Raw genomic sequence first — 17895 nt, 5'->3', positions numbered from 1 at the left:
TAAGGGAATGTAAAGGATTTATGAAAAGTTTTCGTTTTTGCAAAAAAAATATAAAAAGATGCGTCCCGCAAAGGAACGCACCGCTTCTAACTCTTTTTTGCGGCCACCCTCTACACCTAGTTAGAGTGTGTCCGACTTGCCTTTTTTTTACCCATAAATCACATGCTCAGCGAAAGTTGGCGTATTCGGCACGACCTGGAAGAACGTTTTCCCCGGTACAAACGGAAGCTCGGCGCCATCCTTCATCAGCCTTACCATATTGTCGCTTGCGCGAACCCATTCGCATTCGACGACCTTCCCCTTCTGGAACAATAACGCCGAGCCTCCCGCATGCAAATCAACCGAAAGCCGTCCGACATCATCCAGCGTTTTGTGATTGGCGCCAAGCACAACCACGTTGGCAGCGGTCAGCTGCTCGCCGTTATTCAGATCGGTATGCGGTTCATCATTGATGAGTCGCTTATATAAGCCGCTTGCCGCATCGTACTCATAAGAGACCTTGTAGTCCTTGAGCAAAAACTTGATCTGAATCGAGGACGCCGCCGCGCCCGATGCGGTTGCTCCTTCTTCCGCAAAGGTATAAGCCGGAACCGAAACATCGCTGCGGTACCCTTTCTTCTCCGCACCTGCCCGAAGCTTATCCAGCTCGGAGTACAGATTATGGGGCGCCTTGCGGTCCTTGCTTCGCCAAAAGTAAGGGCCAGCGTTTGAGATTTCGTCCAAATAAGGCTTGTCCTGATGCTGCAAAATATCATAGGCGTCATTGCTGGCCCCTGAATGAGCCAGAATAGCACCGTAGCTCTCCCCGATATCAATCAGGTACGGGCGGATGCTGCGGATCGGTCCAACCGCATCGGTACCCTTGTCCGTGCTTTGGAAGATTGCCACCAGCCTCGTAATGCCGCCCTCTGCGAGCACTTCCCAGACTACATCGGCATTGGTCAGCCCGGATTGCGGACGCGCCGGCTTCAAATTGTTGATCATAACCGCAACTGGCCGCGCTTCTGCTTCGCTGTCGCGCTTCAGCCCCGTAAGAGGAGCCGTGAAGGCAAGCTCCGGCGTTGGTTCAGCCGATGGCGTAGCCTCCGTCGCATCAGATGCCGCTGGAGAAGATGTTGCTCCTCCCGTATTTTCCCCTGAACCGCTGCCGCAAGCGGATACGAAAATAAGTAGAATAATCAAGCTGATCAACCATGCCTTGCGAAAACGACTGCCCATAAGTTTCCCGCCTTTTAGTAGAGAATGATAGCGTTCAAAAAAATGATTACTACCATTTAAACACAAAAAGCGGGACATGTCTTCCTAAATACTCCAGTTATGCCATTCCTGCTGCTTCTTATCAAGCCCTTCCAGCCATTCGGAGGTTACGCGGATCGCTTCCTCCTGATGGTGCCGGCTGGAGTACGTATGGTTCGCTTGGAAAATAATCTCCTTGTCGCATAACCCGTCGCTGCGCGTCCAGAATACCTTCTGGTACAGGAAGCTGTAATCGACCGGAATCAGATCATCGCTTGTGCCGTGAACAAGCAGCACTTCTCCGCCAAAGCGCGTCGCCGCTTGGAACGGCTGATGCTGAAGCAGAGATTCAAAGAACACCGGCTGCAGCGTAAAGCCCGCATAATCCGTACTGCCCTTCTGGACCGACTCGTCATAGCCTGCGCGTCCGACAATCCGTACAATATCATTAAACGGATACGCAACCGGCGACCACAAAACAAGACGCTTCACGCGTTTATCCCTAACCGCCGTCATAAGCGCAACCGCGCCGCCAAGGCTATGGCCAAGCAGAACAATTCGTCTTGGGTCCACGCAATCCATGCCTGCAATATAATCAATTACCGTACGGGTCTGATCAATCATGCTTTCAAAGCCCAGTGCCCCGTAATCCCCGTTGCTCTCGCCGCAGCCGCCGTAATCAAACCGGATCACGTAAGAGCCTTGCGCCGCAAGCGCTCTAGCCGTCTTCACGAACAACCGGTCTACCCCTACGCGGCTTCCGATAAAACCATGGCATATAATAATAGCCTGCTTCTTCGCATTGTCCGACGCATGATCGCTCGGATAATGAAGCGTAGCGGTAAGCTCAAGACCTTCATGTCGCAGCAATAATTGTTTCTCCATAACGATAAGTCCTCCTGCGTTCCATACTTATTTACTATAATTCCTACCCGATTACTATGAATTCTATTGGATTCATATTATCATCCTGACAAGGATGGTGTCAATACTGTTATTCTGTCCGAATAATTTGGCTTCACCAATTAAATGCCATTCGGAGGAATAGTTGAGCAGCTCCTTGCTCAAGCTATAATCAGCACACTAATGTCCAACCAAGGAGATGATTCCTATGCCGATGTGGATATCTTGGCTTACCGACCATTGGCTGACGGTTTTATTGCTCGCCGGCATCGTGGTTGCCGTGGTATATATCATCCTTGAACGCAGCCTGTTGTTCTACAAGGAGTAACTGACTCTACGAAAAAAAGACCATCTTCCGCCCCGACGGCCGGAAGATGGTCTTTTTGCTGCCTAAAGGGCTTAGCCCTTCAACGCTTTTGCTGCAATATCGGTACGGCTGTGCATGCCGTCGAAATGAATAACGCTAACCGCTTCATAGGCGCGGGCACGAGCTTCCGCAATATCGCGGCCGCGGCCTACAACGCCAAGTACGCGTCCTCCGCTCGTTACGATCTTGCCGTCTTTCTCCGCTGTTCCCGCATGGAACACGAGAGCGCCCTGCGCTTCAGCCGCATCAAGGCCGGTAATCTCGCGGCCTTTCGGATACGAAGCCGGATAGCCTTCCGATGCTACGATAACGCATACCGCTGCTTCGTCGCTCCATTCCAGCTCCAGCTGATCGAGACGTCCGTTCAGGGATGCCAGAACAACGTCAACCAGCTCGGTCTTCAGACGCGGCAGAACGACTTGGGTCTCCGGGTCGCCCATACGCGCGTTGAATTCGATTGTTTTCGGGCCGTCCTTCGTAATCATCAGACCGGCGAACAACACGCCGCGGAACGGACGTCCTTCGCTCACCATCGCTTTGGCCGTTGGTTTGATGATATTTTCGATCGATTCCTCGATGATGGCCTGGTCGATATGCGGCAGCGGGGTGTACGTACCCATGCCGCCTGTGTTCGGACCTTTATCGTTATCGAATACCGGCTTATGGTCTTGCGCCGGTACCATTGCCTTAACCGTCTCGCCGTCAACAAAAGCAAGGATAGACATCTCTTGGCCTTCCAGGAATTCCTCGATAACGATCTGGTTGCCTGCTTCGCCAAACACCTTGTCGACCATTGCTTCCTTCAGAGCTTTCTCCGCTTCTTCCATGGAGTAAGCAACCGTTACGCCTTTACCTGCCGCAAGCCCGTCCGCCTTGATGACGATTGGAACGGATTGCTCGCGCAAGTAAGTAAGAGCCGTCTCATAGTCGGTGAACGTCTCGTATTTCGCTGTAGGAATGTCGTACTTGCGGAGCAGATCCTTCATGAAGATTTTGCTGCCTTCGATTTCTGCCGCCGCTTTGTTCGGGCCGTATACCGGAATGTTATGCGCTTCGAACGCGTCTACGATACCCGCTGCAAGCGGATCGTCCGGACCGATAAAGACGAGGTCAATCGCCGCATCCTTCGCAAACTTCACAAGCTCGTCGAATTGATTAACCGCGATTGGCACGCAATCCGCGATCTGCGCGATACCCGCATTACCCGGTGCGCAAAATACTTCTTTAACCTTCTCGCTCTTCTTCAGCGCCCAAACAACCGCATGCTCGCGTCCGCCGCCGCCAACAACTAAAATTCTCATCGCTTCTATTTCCCCCTGATTGAATGGATCTGATTATGGCCAAAAGCGAAGCGATCCTGCCATGCTTCAGAAGAAGCGCGGCAAGATGCTCCGCTGATATTAATCTTAGTGTTTGAAATGGCGAACGCCGGTCATAACCATCGCAATGTTATGCGCGTTAGCTGCGGCGATCGACTCTTCGTCCTTGATCGAGCCGCCTGTTTGGATGATCGCGGTGATGCCGTGTTTTGCAGCCAGCTCAACCGTGTCGCCCATCGGGAAGAATGCATCGGAAGCCAATACCGCCCCTGCTGCCTTATCGCCCGCTTGCTCGATGGCGATACGCGCTGCGCCTACGCGGTTCATTTGACCTGCGCCTACGCCGATTGTCATGTTGTTTTTCGCCAGCAAAATCGCGTTCGATTTCACATGCTTCACGACTTTCCATCCGAAGAGCAGCTGCTTCAGTTCTTCTTCCGTCGGCTTGCGGTTCGTTACGAACTGCAAGTCGGCTTCCGTCAAGCTGCGAACGTCGCTCTCTTGGACAAGCAAGCCGCCGTCAACCGTTGTCGACAACCAGTCGGATTTGCGTTCAGCCGCGGAACCGGCCAGCTCGCCCAGCTTCAGAAGACGGATATTTTTCTTCTTCGTCAGCACTTCCAGCGCTTCAGGCGTGAAGTCCGGAGCAATGATGATTTCGAGGAAGATTTGGCTCAGCAGCTCTGCTGTTTCTACGCCGATCGTACGGTTCGCCGCAACAATGCCGCCAAAGATCGAAGTAGGGTCAGCCGCGTATGCTTTTTGATATGCTTCGTGAATGTCAGCGCCGATGCCAACGCCGCATGGATTCATATGCTTCACTGCTACGCAGGCTGGCTCGTCGAATTCCTTGACGATCGCAAGCGCCGCGTTCGCGTCGTTAATGTTGTTGTAGGACAATTCTTTGCCGTGCAGCTGCTCAGCCGTTGTGATGTTGCCGACAGGAGCAAGCGGTTTGCTGTAGAACGCCGCTTTCTGATGCGGGTTTTCGCCGTAACGCAGATCCTGCACTTTCTCGTAAGTAACCGTGTAAGACTCAGGCAGCTCTTCGCCAACTTGCTTGGTCAGGTAGTCCGCGATCAGCGCATCGTAGGCAGCTGTGTGGCGGAATACTTTGGCCGTCAGACGTTTGCGAGTCTCGAGGGTTGTGTCGCCGCCGGCTTTGATCTCTTCAATTACAGCCGCATAATCGTTAGCATCAACAACTACCGTTACGAATGCATGATTTTTCGCAGCCGAACGAAGCATAGTAGGACCGCCGATATCGATGTTCTCGATTGCGTCCTCATATTCCACGTTAGGGTTTGCGATTGTTTGCTTGAACGGGTACAGGTTAACAACCACAAGATCGATGTAATCCAGGCCAAGCTCCTGCATAACCTTTTGATGCTCTTCATTGTCGCGAATCGCCAGCAGTCCGCTGTGAACCGCAGGGTGAAGAGTTTTAACGCGGCCGTCCAAAATTTCCGGGAAGCCTGTTACGTCGGAAATGCCGATAACCGGAATGCCTTCCTTCTCCAGCAGGTTAAACGTACCGCCTGTCGAAATGATTTGCACGCCTTGAGCTGCAAGCTCACGAGAAAATTCAACAATGCCAGTCTTGTCCGATACACTAATTAACGCTCTACGAATTGCCACGCGAAATTGCCTCCTCAAAATAGGTACTTATATTATTAAGCTGCTAAGCTAAGCTTTCACCGTAACGATGCGTTCCTCGAGAGTCACGCGGCCTTCCGCTATCCATTGCACAACCTGCGGCAACAACTGCTGTTCGGCTGCATGGATCCGCTCGCCAAGCGTGTCCTCCGTCTCGCCATTTTGGACTTCAACTACGCTTTGAGCAATAATAGGTCCGCTGTCCATTCCCCCGTCCACATAATGAACGGTAACGCCCGTCACCTTCACGCCGTATTCGAGCGCTTGTCCGATTCCGTTAACGCCGGGGAAAGAAGGCAGCAAAGCCGGATGGATATTAATCATTCGGCCGTAATAGGGCTCAACGAGCACGGAAGTAATAATGCGCATATAACCCGCAAGCACAACCAGCTCAATGCCGCTGCGCCGAAGCTCTTCGAGAATTTCCGTTTCATAAGCCTGGCGGGATGCATACTCCTTAGGAACAAACGCAAAGGTATCAACCCCGGCCTTGCGAGCCCGTTCTACAACCGGCGCCGAAGGCTTATCACAAACAAGAAGCTCGATGGAAGCATCGAGCCTGCCTTGCTGCACCGCATCGGTCAGAGCTTGGAAGTTCGTTCCTTGCCCTGACGCGAAAACGGCTATTCGGAGTGTTCCCATTAAACGTCCGCTCCCGTGAACGTAACGACACGGTTGCCTTCCGTTACAGTACCGATTCGGTATGCTGCTTCACCAAGCTCAGCTGCTGCTTTAAGAGCTTCTTCTGCTTGTTCTGCTGGAACAACTACGATTAACCCGATGCCCATATTAAACGTTGTGAACATGTCGCGGTTAGTAATTGCGCCTTTTTCCTGCATCAGCTGGAAGATTGGCAGAATTGGCCACGAGCCGTATTCTACATTTACGTTTACGCCTTCCGGAAGAACGCGTGGGATATTCTCGATAAAGCCGCCGCCTGTAATATGCGCCATGCCTTTAACATTCACTTGCTCGATCAGCTTCAAAGCCGATTTCACGTAAATGCGGGTAGGCTCGATCAATACGTCGCCAAGAACTTCGTCGTTCAGCTCAGGCAGGCGTTGGTCCAGCGCGTAACCGCACTCTTCAAGAAGAAGACGGCGAACCAGCGAGTAGCCGTTGCTGTGAATACCGCTTGAAGCGAAACCAAGAACAACGTCGCCGGGAGCGATCGTAGTGCCATCGATGATTTTCTTCTTATCCACTACGCCAACCGTAAAGCCGGCGATATCATACTCGTCGCCTTGGTACATGCCAGGCATTTCGGCCGTTTCGCCGCCAATCAGTGCGCAGCCAGCTTGTACGCAGCCGTCGGAGATGCCTTTAACAACTGCTTCGATTTTTTCCGGAACGACTTTACCGCATGCCAGATAATCGAGGAAGAAGAGAGGCTCAGCGCCTTGTACGATAATATCGTTTACGCACATGGCAACCGCGTCAACGCCAATCGTGTCATGCTTATCCATCAAGAATGCCAGCTTCAGCTTCGTGCCGACGCCGTCCGTACCAGATACGAGCACAGGCTCCTCGTATTTGTCCTTGTTAAGGCCAAACAAACCGCCAAAACCGCCGAGATCAGTCAGCACCTCCGGACGGAACGTTTTCTTAACATGCTTCTTCATCCGTTCGACTGCTTCATTGCCGGCCGCAATATCGACTCCGGCTTTTTTGTACGCTTCTGACACACCAGTCAACCCCTTTAATAAACTTGTCTATTAACAGCTGCAGCTCTTATCCGATTCCTCGTCCACCGGTGTTGGATAATCGTTATCGAAGCAAGCCAGACACATGCCGCGGTTATACGCGCCGTCATTGCCGCCTACCGAATCGATAAAACCTTCATGGCTAAGGAAGTATAAAGAGTCCGCATTAATCATTTCGCACATTTCCTGCACCGTTCTCGAAGAAGCAACCAGCTCCTTGCGGTCCGGCGTATCAATACCGTAGTAGCAAGGGTTCTTGAATGGCGGCGATGTAATCCGCACATGGACTTCCGTCGCGCCAGCCTCGCGAAGCATGTTCACGATCCGGCGGGATGTCGTGCCGCGGACGATCGAGTCGTCGATCATAACAACACGTCTGCCTTCCACGACTTTACGCACGGCGGACAGCTTCATCTTCACGCCTTGCTCACGGAGCTCTTGGGAAGGCTGAATAAACGTCCGGCCCGTGTATTTGTTCTTAATAAGTCCAAGCTCGTAAGGAATGCCTGTTTGCTCAGCATAACCAATAGACGCCGAAATACTCGAATCCGGTACGCCGATGACGATGTCTGCATCCACGAACGATTCCATCGCAAGCTGTTTACCCATCCGCTTACGCGCGGAATGGATGTTGATTGTATTAATATCGCTGTCCGGACGGGCAAAATAAATATATTCCATCGCACATGTTGCCCGGCGCTCCACTTCTGCATAGCGGTCTTCACGCATACCGTCAGCATCAAGATAAAGCAGTTCGCCTGGTTGTACGTCACGAACATATTCTGCGCCGATCGATTCAAATGCACACGATTCGGAAGAGAATACATAACCGTCGCCGATTCGGCCCATTACTAATGGACGAAGTCCGTTAGGATCAGAAGCTACGAGCAGTTTGTCGTTCGTCATGATAAGGAACGCGAAGCCGCCAATAATACGCTGGAGCGCATCTTTTGCTGCTTCCTCGAAGCTCTTCGACGAACGAGCGATCAAGTGAGCAATAACTTCCGTATCGCTGGAGGTTTGGAAGATCGAGCCTTGGCTCTCCAGCTCCTTGCGGATCTCCGGCGCATTTACGATATTACCGTTTGTCGCAACCGCCAGATCGCCATCCCGATAACGGAAAATAAGCGGCTGCGCATTCGCCAGCTTGCTCTCCCCAGCTGTTGAATAACGAACGTGGCCAATAGAGCGATCGCCAGCGAGCGACTGAATCCGCTCTTTATCAAACACTTCCTTCACGAGCCCCATACCGCGGTGGTAGGAGAAGCGGTTGCCCGCCTCCGTATCCACTGTACAGATCCCTGCACTTTCCTCTCCGCGATGCTGGAGAGCATGAAGGCCGTAATAGCTGAGGGAGGACGCATTCGGGACATTAAATACCCCGAACACGCCGCATTCCTCGCGCAATTTGTCAAACATATCGTCACGGCCAATGCCTTCGTTATAATGATTTCCCGTCCACAGCTTATGCTGTTTTATTTCATCAGACATGGAATCGCATCCTTCCAGACCTTCTCCAGTTGTTGTACCGGTGCATGAACGCCGGATTTGCCATTTACGTTGATGGTCAGGCTGCTGCCTTTTACCGTACCGATTGCTGCATTTACTACGCCTTGCTCAGTCAGATGCGCCTGCAATGCTGCTGCTTTCTCAGGTGTAGCCGAGAGCAGGATACGCGATTGCGACTCGGAGAAGAGCATGTGATCCGGACGAAGATCCGTTGTTACGTTTACTTCTGCGCCGATTCCGCCGCTGATTGCGGATTCCGCAAGAGCTACTGCAAGACCGCCTTCGGACAAGTCATGCGCCGAAGCAACAAGACCGCCTTGGATCGCTGTCAGAACAGCGCCAAGCATGTTTTTCTCCGTTGCCAGATCAATTGCCGGCGGACGGCCTTCAGCCGCACCGTTCAGTACGTAAAGCAGCTCGCTGCCGCCAAATTCTGCTTTTGTGTCGCCAACAAGGATGATCACGTCGCCTTCTTTTTTGAAGCCTTGTGTCGTGATGTGATCCACATCATGTACGAGACCAACCATACCGATTACCGGAGTTGGGTAGATCGCGCCTTTTGCGTTCTCGTTGTACAAGCTTACGTTGCCGCCGATTACCGGCGTATCAAGCACGCGGCAAGCTTCGGACATGCCGTCTGCAGCTTTCTCGATCTGCCAGAATACTTCCGGCTTCTCAGGGCTGCCGAAGTTCAGGTTATCGGTAATCGCAAGCGGTTCTGCACCGGAACATACGATGTTGCGGGCAGCTTCTGCTACTGCGATACGTCCGCCTACTTCAGGATCCAGGTATACGTAACGACCGTTACAGTCAGTTGTCATCGCAAGGCCTTTGCGAGTGCCGCGAATCGTAACAACCGCTGCGTCGGAACCAGGCTGTACAGCTGTTGATGTACGAACCATGTAGTCATATTGGTTGTAAACCCACTCTTTGCTTGCCACGGTTGGCGAAGCGAGTACTTTCTCAAGAGCGCCTGTCAGGTCCGTTACTTCAGTGAATGCAGCTGTATCAAGCGTTGCATTCGTACGGTAGTAAGCCGGCTCTTGGGATGGTTTTTCATAAACCGGGCACTCGTCAACGAGCGCTTTAACCGGCATATCAGCCACTTGCTCGCCTTGATGGAACAGACGAAGGCGTCCGTCATCGGTTACTTTACCAACTTTTTTACAAATAACGCCCCAACGGTCGAAGATTTCCTGCGCTTGTGCTTCATGCTGCGGCTCAACAACGAACAACATGCGTTCCTGCGACTCCGACAACATCATTTCGTAAGGCGTCATGCCTGTCTCACGCTGCGGAACTTCATCGAGGTACAGCTCAAGGCCATTGCCGGCTTTGGAAGCCATCTCTGCGCTCGAGCAAGTGAGGCCCGCTGCGCCCATATCTTGAATGCCAAGTACGATACCGGAGTTGATCAGTTCCAGAGTAGACTCCATAACGAGCTTCTCCATGAACGGATCGCCGACTTGTACGGCAGTACGTTTCTCTTCGGATTCTTCCGTCAGCTCAACGGATGCGAATGTCGCGCCGTGGATACCGTCGCGGCCCGTTGCAGGACCAACGTAGAAGACCGGATTACCAACGCCTTTTGCTACGCCGCGTTGGATTTTATCATGATCGATAAGACCTACGCACATTGCGTTAACAAGCGGGTTGCCTTCATAGCTTTCATCGAACATCACTTCGCCTGCAATGGTAGGAATACCGATACAGTTACCGTAGCCAGCGATACCGCTGACAACGTTCTCGAACAAGTATTTCACGCGATCATTCTCAAGCTTGCCGAAACGAAGCGAGTTCAGCAGAGCTACCGGACGTGCACCCATCGAGAAAATGTCGCGGATAATGCCGCCAACACCTGTAGCAGCGCCTTGGTAAGGCTCAACCGCGGATGGATGGTTATGCGATTCGATCTTGAATACAACCGCTTGGTTGTCGCCGATATCGACGATACCAGCGCCTTCGCCTGGCCCCATCAGGACGCGAGGTCCGGTGATCGGGAATTTCTTCAGGATTGGCTTGGAGTTCTTGTACGCGCAATGCTCGGACCACATAACGCTGAATACGCCGATTTCCGTGTAGTTAGGTGTACGGCCGAGAAAACCGCAGATAAGCTCGAACTCATAATCCGATACACCGAATTGTTGATAAATCTTTTGCTCGACGATTTGCTCGGCAGTTGGTTCCTTAGCCGTTAATTGCTGCGCCATGTTGTTCCCTCCATGCATTCAAAATCGATGTAAACATCCGTTTGCCGTCTTCCGAGCCGAGGATTTGATCAACCGCGCGCTCCGGGTGAGGCATCATGCCAACGACATTACCCTTTTTGTTGCTGATACCCGCAATGTTCTCAACCGAACCGTTCGGGTTCGTATCGCCTGCGTAGCGGAACACGATTTGGTTATTTGCTTTCAGCTCGGCAAGTGTTGCGTCATCGCAATAATAGTTGCCTTCGCCGTGCGCAATCGGAATATCGATAATCTCGCCTTGCGAGTATTGGTTCGTGAATGCCGTGCCGTTGTTCACAACTTCAAGCAGCTGCTGCTGACAACGGAATTTAAGGCCTGTGTTGCGGATCAGTGCGCCTGGCAGAAGGTTAGCTTCGGTCAGGATTTGGAAACCGTTACAGATGCCAAGGATGAACTTGCCTTGCTCTGCAGCTTTCACAACTTCATTCATTACCGGAGCATAACTAGCCATCGCGCCGCAGCGCAGGTAGTCGCCGTAGGAGAAGCCGCCTGGTACAAGAATCGCGTCATAACCGGAAAGATCAGTCGCTGTATGCCATACGTAATCAACCTCTTGGCCGATTGTATCTTCTACCGCTTTAAAGCAGTCAATGTCACAGTTGGAGCCAGGGAATACGAGAACCGCAAACTTCATCGATTATCCCTCCAATTCAAAACGGAAATCTTCGACTACCGTGTTTGCCAGCAGCTTTTCGCACATGACTTTCACGCGTGCTTCCGCTTCCGCGCGGTCGTTAGTGTCGAGCTGAAGCTCCAGGTATTTGCCGATGCGGACTTTATCAACTTCCGCGAAGCCCATCGTGTGCAGCGAGCCTTGAACGGCTTGACCTTGCGGGTCGAGTACATTTTCTTTGATCGTGACGTAGACTTTTGCTTTCATAGTAGGGCCTCCTGAAAATGGTTTTTCCGGTCTTGTGTGGGATTCGGTGAAAATGGTGCGTTCGCTCGTTTGGTGTTGGTGTCCCTCTTCGTCGCTGTTGAAATCCGGAAAATTTGATTAGAACCGCTTAGCGGTAATTTTCCTGATTTCAAAGGCGAACGCCAGGGCTCTCAGACGGACACCAACACCTACTCGCTCGCAACCATTTTACAGCTCAACCCCAACACACTCCCGGGTAGTCGTGTGTGCCGTAGCTGGGGCGTTAGCGCACTCCCGTGCTCAACGCCAAACCTTGAAAATTCATCTAAGAACAAGAAATCTAAAAATAAAAGATAAATTCAAAAACCTATATAATTGCGATCTATCCGAGCGAACGGCCGGTAAGACGGCTATAAATGTCGAGGTAACGATTTGTTGTTTCGTTTACTACGGATTCAGGGAGAGGAGCCGGTTTGCTGTCTCTATCCCAATCGGAACCGAGAAGGTAAGTACGGACCGGTTCTTTGTCCATGCTGTCGATTTCGATATCGTAAGCGTAGCTCTTCTCCCCCCAGAAACGCGAGGAATCCGGGGTAAAGATCTCGTCGATCAGAATGACTTTGCCGTCGATCAGTCCGAATTCGAATTTGCAGTCGGCAAGGATAATGCCATGCTTCGCGCAATATTCGTGAGCGAATTCGTACAGCTTGATGCTGCGGCCCTTAAGCTCTTCCGCAAGCTCGGCGCCAACCATCTCCTGCATCCGCTCGAACGGAATGTCCTCGTCGTGGCCAACGTCGTTTTTCGCTGCCGGCGTAAAGATCGGCTGTGGGAAGCGCTCGTTCTTGCGCATACCCTCCGGCAGCTGAATGCCGTTGATCGCGGACGTTTGCTGGTATTGTCTCCAGCCGCCGCCGGTGATATAGCCGCGAACGACGCATTCAATGTCGATACGCTCCGCTTTTTTCGTCACCATGATCCGGTCCTTCAGAAGCTCGGGCGCCGTAACGATATCCCCTAGCTTTTCGACGTCCGTGTGTACGACATGGTTCGTCTGAATATCGGCTGTTTGCTCGAACCAGAAAGCCGACAGGCGGTTCAGCACGTTGCCTTTTTGCGGGACAGCCGGATCCAGTACATAGTCGAATGCCGAGATGCGGTCTGTCACGACGATCAGATAATGCTCACCAAGATCGTAAAGCTCACGAACCTTGCCTTTATACAGCAGCGGAGCTTTGATGTAGTCCGCCGCCGTGGATAAAGCTTGCGATTGTGCAGTCATTCTTCCTCGAATCCCCTTTGCCCTTTAGTTCAAGCCAAGACGCGTAAAGATGGTATTCACATGCTTCAAGTGCCAAGCCGGGTTGAAGGCATCGTCGATTTCTTCTGCCGACAGAAGGCTTGTAATTTCCGGCGTCGATTCGATAATGTCGCGGAATTGGCGCTGCTCTTCCCACGCTTGCATCGCGCGCGGCTGAACCGTGTCGTATGCTTGCTCGCGGCTGAGGCCTTTGTCGATCAGCTTTGTCATCACGCGGCCGGAGAACGGAACGCCAAACGTGCGCTGCATGTTTTTCTTCATATTTTCAGGGAACACGGTCAGGTTCTGAATGATGTTGCCCAGACGGTTCAGCATGTAATTCAGAAGCATCGTTGCATCCGGCAGAATAACGCGTTCTGCCGACGAATGGCTGATGTCGCGCTCATGCCACAGCGGTACATTCTCGTAAGCTGTCAGCATGTGGCCGCGGATTACGCGGGACAGACCGGAGATGTTCTCGCAGCCGATCGGGTTGCGTTTGTGCGGCATTGCGGACGAGCCTTTTTGGCCTTTCGCGAAAGCTTCTTCCACTTCACGGAATTCGCTCTTCTGCAAAGCGCGGATTTCCGTAGCGAATTTATCAAGCGACGTTGCAACAAGCGCAAGCGTCGCCATATATTCAGCGTGACGGTCACGCTGCAACGTTTGCGTCGAGATTGGAGCCGGGCTGATGCCAAGCTTTTTGCATACAAACTCTTCAACGAACGGATCAATGTTCGCGTAAGTACCGACAGCGCCGGAAATTTTACCGAATTGAACGCCGTTTGCCGCATGCTCGAAACGCTCGAGGTTGCGTTTCATTTCTTCATGCCACAGCGCCATTTTCAGGCCAAACGTTGTTGGCTCGGCATGCACGCCATGCGTACGGCCCATCATAGGCGTATCTTTGTATTGGATCGCTTTCTCGCGAAGGATCGAGATGAAACGCTCGATGTCTTTTTTGAGAATCGCGTTTGCTTGAAGAAGCAAGTAGCCGTTCGCCGTATCTACAACGTCAGTCGAAGTCAGGCCGTAATGAACCCATTTGCGCTCCGGACCAACCGTCTCGGATACCGCGCGCGTGAACGCGATTACGTCATGGCGGGTTTCTTGCTCGATTTCGTAAATGCGGTCGATATTAAAAGTAGCCGCTTTGCGAAGCGCTTCTACGTCTTCTGCCGGAATAACGCCAAGTTCAACCCAAGCCTCGCAGGAGCAAAGCTCAACCTCAAGCCATGCTTGGAATTTGTTCTGCTCCGTCCAAATTGCTCTCATTTCCGGTCTGCTGTAACGCTCTAACATGTACCGTTCACACCTTCCAAATAGTTGTCTCTTCTATCCAATCAAGCGCCTGCTGCACATCGCCGGCAAGCACGTTTACATGGCCCATTTTCCGTTTGAATACAGCGTCCTTCTTGCCGTACAGATGAAGCTTTGGCGCAACGTTTAATCTTGCCGCCGCTTCATCATGCTTCGCCATCCGCGCAAGCAGCGGCTCTACATGCTGACCAAGGACGTTCACCATAACAACCGGCGTAAGCAGCCCCGTATCGCCCAGAGGCAGATTGCATACCGCGCGCACATGCTGTTCGAACTGCGAGGTCCGGCAAGCTTCCATCGTATAATGACCGCTGTTATGCGGGCGAGGCGCCAGCTCGTTAACGAACAGCTCGCCGTCGGCCGTCAGGAACAGCTCTACGGCTATCAGGCCAACTACGCCAAGCCCTTCCGCGATCTTGATCGCCAGCTTCTCCGCTTCCTGCTGAACGCTCTCCGCAATGCGGGCCGGAACGATCGACAGATGCAAAATATTCTCGACATGAATATTTTCCGCAGCGGGGAACGCTTTTATCTCGCCTTGAGGACTTCTTGCCGCAATAACGGATAATTCCTTGTCAAACTTAATGAATTGCTCCAGCACTAGCTCTACGCCGGCACGGCTTAATGTCTCGTACGCTTCTTCAATTTCGTCAAAGCTCCGAATCACCCATTGTCCTTTGCCGTCATAACCGCCCATTGCCGTCTTCAGCACGCATGGAAGTCCAAACTTTTCAGCTGCGGCACGAAGCTCTTCGCTGCTCCGGATTTCGCTGTACGGGGCAACCCGTACGCCCGCCGCTTCAATCGCACGCTTCTCGCGAAGCCGGTGCTGCGTCGTATAGAGCAGCTCGCTGCCCTGCGGCACGTACGATTCCGACATAAGCATCGCCGCCACATCGGCATCGACATTCTCGAACTCGTACGTGATGACGTCCGCCCTTCGCGCCAGTTCGCGGGCTGCTTCACGGTCGTTGTATGCAGCGACGATCTGGTCCGCTACTTGTCCGCAAGGCGCATCGGCTGTCGGGTCAAGCGCTACAAAGCGGTACCCCATCGCGCTGCCTGCGAGCGCCATCATCCGGCCAAGCTGTCCGCCGCCCAGAACACCAATGGTGCTTCCCGGCAGAAGCGTCCGTTTGTTATCTTCCATCATCATAATGTCTCACTGCTTTCCAGCACTTCCTGCTTGATCCGCTCGCGCCGCGCTTCCACCCGGGCTTGTACTTCAGGATCAAAAGCACCGAGCATTTGAGCGGCTAACAGTCCGGCGTTTGTACCGCCGGCATTGCCGATTGCTACTGTCGCAACCGGAATGCCGCCCGGCATTTGCACGATCGACAGGAGCGAATCAAGGCCGCTCAGATTCGAGGATTTGACTGGCACGCCGATTACCGGCAGAATCGTCTTCGCAGCAACCATGCCCGGCAAATGCGCGGCACCGCCGGCACCCGCGATGATTACTTTAAGGCCGCGTTCTGCAGCCGTCTCCGCATATTCGAACATTAAATCCGGTGTCCGGTGAGCGGAAACAACCTTTTTCTCGTAAGGAATTTGCAGCTCTTCTAACACGTCGCAGGCAAGTTTCATTGTATCCCAATCCGACTTGCTGCCCATGATGACGCCTACTTTCGCAGACATGCGTTCAAACCTTCCTTCATCTATAAAATGTGTATATCTCGCGAAACGCAAAAATCCCGCGCCGCAACCATACTTTCTATGGATGCTGCCGGGACCCGAGCAGATGGCAACAATTGTCTTTACTTCAATCACAAGAATTTCGCAATGCAAAGACAGCATAAGGCTGCCCTGTTGAAGGGGCAACCTGTATATTTGTTCCATCAACTCGTAGTCCGAAAATAAAGGTTTTCGGGTAGAAACTTTCGGGCCTTTTTCCCGAGGATATACGAGATCTTTCATCATATTTAGGGAGCATTCGACGAATGTTCCGCCTTAACCTATTTCAGTTTATCCAATCCCCCTATGTCTGTCAATGAAAAGCGTATAAAATACGAACATTAAAATAAAAGAGTTCAAATAAAGTTCGTTTTTGTCTTAAATTGCAACTATTTCCCTTTCCTTTTCCTGCCGTTATCAATTTATTTGGCATGGTTTTAAGTTGGGGGAGTTGCCGAATAGAATAGTAGGAGAAGAATCCGAATCATTAAAGGAGGCGAGAGGCGATGTTGATCTATACCGTCAAAGGGCGGGACACCGTACAGAGTCTGGCGCAGCTGTACAGCCTGTCCCCGGAAGCTATCCTTGCCGCCAATGGCATGCAGGCAACCGAACCTCTCGTCGCCGGACAATCGCTCATTATCCCCGTTGAGGCTGACAGCCATCAGGTCATTCCGGGAGAAACTTTATGGACGATCTCGCAAAAATACGGCGTCACCCTTCAGGAGCTAGCCAGGGTTAACCATATCACCAATCCCGCCCTTATTCTTCCCGGCATGCGTCTTCGCATTCCGAATCCGCGCAAGATGACTATTGAAGCGAATGGCTATGCCGAGCCCGTCGTCTCGGATGCGGGCATCACCGCTAGCGCGGCCGCTGCAGCCAAACATCTGACCTTCCTTAGCCCCTTCAGTTATCAAGTTAGGCCGGACGGTTCGCTTAGCGCCTTAAATGATTTGCCAGCCATTCAGGAAGCCTACCGCGGTCGGGCGGCACCAATGATGGTTATTACGAATTTTGACGGCTATACGTTCAGCCCAAGCCTGGTCCATTTCATTTTAACGAACGAAGCCGTGAAGGAACGTCTGATCCAAGGGATCATATACGTCATGAGGATGAATAAGTATTGGGCTCTTAATATAGATTTTGCTTTTATTCCGGCTGCCGACCGCAAGCTTTATCATCAATTCCTGGAGCGGCTAACCGGCTCTCTGCATGCCATCGGATGCCTTGTCTCCTCCACCTTGCCGCCGGTTAGTTCCCCTGGTCAGGACGGACAGCTCTTCGAAGGGCAGGATTACGCTGAGCAAGGCCGGATTCTGGATTTTGTTATCCTCATGACATATGAATGGGGATGGGCGGGCGGACCACCGATGGCGGTTGCTCCAAGGAATGAGGTGGCCAAAGTGTTGAACTATGCGATAGCGCTGATACCTTCCAGCAAGATTATGCTCGGGATGCCGCTTTACGGCTACGACTGGACACTCCCTTATACCCCCGGACAGGATTGGGCGATGTCTATCAGTTCGGGCAATGCGGTGCGGAGAGCAGCCAGGTACGGCGCGGTGATTCACTACGATCCATTCGCGGAATCGCCGTACTACGGTTACAGGGATGAGTACGGGCGCGGCCACCAGGTCTGGTTCGAGGATGCGAGGAGCGTGCAGGCGAAGCTTGATCTGGTGAAATGTTATCATCTTCGAGGGGTGAGCACATGGGTGCTTGATGTTCCGTTCCCAGCCTTCTGGCAGGTGCTGGAGCACAACTTTCATGTTTATAAGCCTGTAAAATAAGGGGAGT

The 17895-nt window shown here is 52.4% G+C and carries 15 protein-coding genes and 1 riboswitch; of the genes, 1 reads left to right on the top strand and 14 read right to left on the bottom strand.

What is annotated here, in order from left to right:
• Positions 1-147: 147 nt before the first annotated feature.
• From PJDR2_RS04495 to purE, 14 genes are all read right to left on the bottom strand, one after another.
• A complete protein-coding gene (locus PJDR2_RS04495; protein WP_015842500.1) occupies positions 148-1218 on the bottom strand; it encodes a DUF3048 domain-containing protein in 1071 nt (356 codons plus the stop codon).
• A gap of 84 nt (positions 1219-1302) precedes the next feature.
• Entirely contained in the window at positions 1303-2121 is an 819-nt protein-coding gene (locus PJDR2_RS04490) for an alpha/beta hydrolase (RefSeq protein ID WP_015842499.1), read from the bottom strand.
• A gap of 417 nt (positions 2122-2538) precedes the next feature.
• Positions 2539-3807 (bottom strand): phosphoribosylamine--glycine ligase, encoded by a 1269-nt coding sequence (purD, locus tag PJDR2_RS04485; RefSeq protein WP_015842497.1) that lies wholly within the window; start codon positions 3805-3807, stop codon positions 2539-2541.
• Between the two features lie 105 nt (positions 3808-3912).
• Positions 3913-5463 carry a bifunctional phosphoribosylaminoimidazolecarboxamide formyltransferase/IMP cyclohydrolase gene (gene purH, locus PJDR2_RS04480; RefSeq protein ID WP_015842496.1) on the bottom strand — a complete coding sequence of 517 codons (1551 nt, stop codon included), beginning with the start codon at positions 5461-5463 and terminating at the stop codon, positions 3913-3915.
• 48 nt (positions 5464-5511) lie between these two features.
• On the bottom strand, positions 5512-6123 hold the full coding sequence (purN, locus tag PJDR2_RS04475) for a phosphoribosylglycinamide formyltransferase (RefSeq protein WP_015842495.1): 612 nt from the start codon (positions 6121-6123) through the stop codon (positions 5512-5514).
• The gene (gene purM / locus PJDR2_RS04470) at positions 6123-7166 is read right to left on the bottom strand and encodes a phosphoribosylformylglycinamidine cyclo-ligase (RefSeq protein ID WP_015842494.1); all 1044 of its coding nucleotides are present in this window, start codon (positions 7164-7166) and stop codon (positions 6123-6125) included. The genes purN and purM overlap by 1 nt, the downstream gene beginning before the upstream one ends.
• Positions 7167-7196: 30 nt before the next feature.
• Positions 7197-8675 (bottom strand): amidophosphoribosyltransferase, encoded by a 1479-nt coding sequence (gene purF, locus PJDR2_RS04465; RefSeq protein WP_015842493.1) that lies wholly within the window; start codon positions 8673-8675, stop codon positions 7197-7199.
• Positions 8660-10903, bottom strand: coding sequence for a phosphoribosylformylglycinamidine synthase subunit PurL (purL, locus tag PJDR2_RS04460; RefSeq protein WP_015842492.1), 2244 nt, complete (start codon positions 10901-10903; stop codon positions 8660-8662). Before purL ends, purF begins: the two co-directional genes overlap by 16 nt.
• Positions 10881-11576, bottom strand: a complete 696-nt coding sequence (gene purQ / locus PJDR2_RS04455; RefSeq protein WP_015842491.1) for a phosphoribosylformylglycinamidine synthase subunit PurQ — start codon at positions 11574-11576, stop codon at positions 10881-10883. The genes purL and purQ overlap by 23 nt, the downstream gene beginning before the upstream one ends.
• 3 nt (positions 11577-11579) lie before the next feature.
• Complete coding sequence (gene purS / locus PJDR2_RS04450; protein WP_015842490.1) at positions 11580-11822, bottom strand: phosphoribosylformylglycinamidine synthase subunit PurS; 243 nt, start codon at positions 11820-11822, stop codon at positions 11580-11582.
• A 361-nt stretch (positions 11823-12183) separates the two neighbouring features.
• Positions 12184-13083 carry a phosphoribosylaminoimidazolesuccinocarboxamide synthase gene (locus PJDR2_RS04445; RefSeq protein ID WP_015842489.1) on the bottom strand — a complete coding sequence of 300 codons (900 nt, stop codon included), beginning with the start codon at positions 13081-13083 and terminating at the stop codon, positions 12184-12186.
• 24 nt (positions 13084-13107) lie between these two features.
• On the bottom strand, positions 13108-14403 hold the full coding sequence (gene purB, locus PJDR2_RS04440) for an adenylosuccinate lyase (RefSeq protein WP_015842488.1): 1296 nt from the start codon (positions 14401-14403) through the stop codon (positions 13108-13110).
• Between the two features lie 7 nt (positions 14404-14410).
• Positions 14411-15577 carry a 5-(carboxyamino)imidazole ribonucleotide synthase gene (gene purK / locus PJDR2_RS04435; RefSeq protein ID WP_015842487.1) on the bottom strand — a complete coding sequence of 389 codons (1167 nt, stop codon included), beginning with the start codon at positions 15575-15577 and terminating at the stop codon, positions 14411-14413.
• Positions 15574-16059, bottom strand: coding sequence for a 5-(carboxyamino)imidazole ribonucleotide mutase (gene purE, locus PJDR2_RS04430; RefSeq protein ID WP_015842486.1), 486 nt, complete (start codon positions 16057-16059; stop codon positions 15574-15576). The genes purK and purE overlap by 4 nt, the downstream gene beginning before the upstream one ends.
• A 188-nt stretch (positions 16060-16247) precedes the next feature.
• Positions 16248-16348, bottom strand: a riboswitch (purine riboswitch).
• A 253-nt stretch (positions 16349-16601) separates the two neighbouring features.
• Between purE and PJDR2_RS04425 the strand changes: the two genes are divergently transcribed.
• Positions 16602-17888 carry a LysM peptidoglycan-binding domain-containing protein gene (locus PJDR2_RS04425; protein ID WP_015842485.1) on the top strand — a complete coding sequence of 429 codons (1287 nt, stop codon included), beginning with the start codon at positions 16602-16604 and terminating at the stop codon, positions 17886-17888.
• Positions 17889-17895 lie beyond the last annotated feature (7 nt).

Source organism: Paenibacillus sp. JDR-2 (assembly GCF_000023585.1).
Classification (GTDB): Bacteria; Bacillota; Bacilli; order Paenibacillales; family Paenibacillaceae; genus Pristimantibacillus.
Note: the sequence above shows the minus strand (reverse complement) of the source record. Positions and strands in the feature narration are given on the sequence as shown.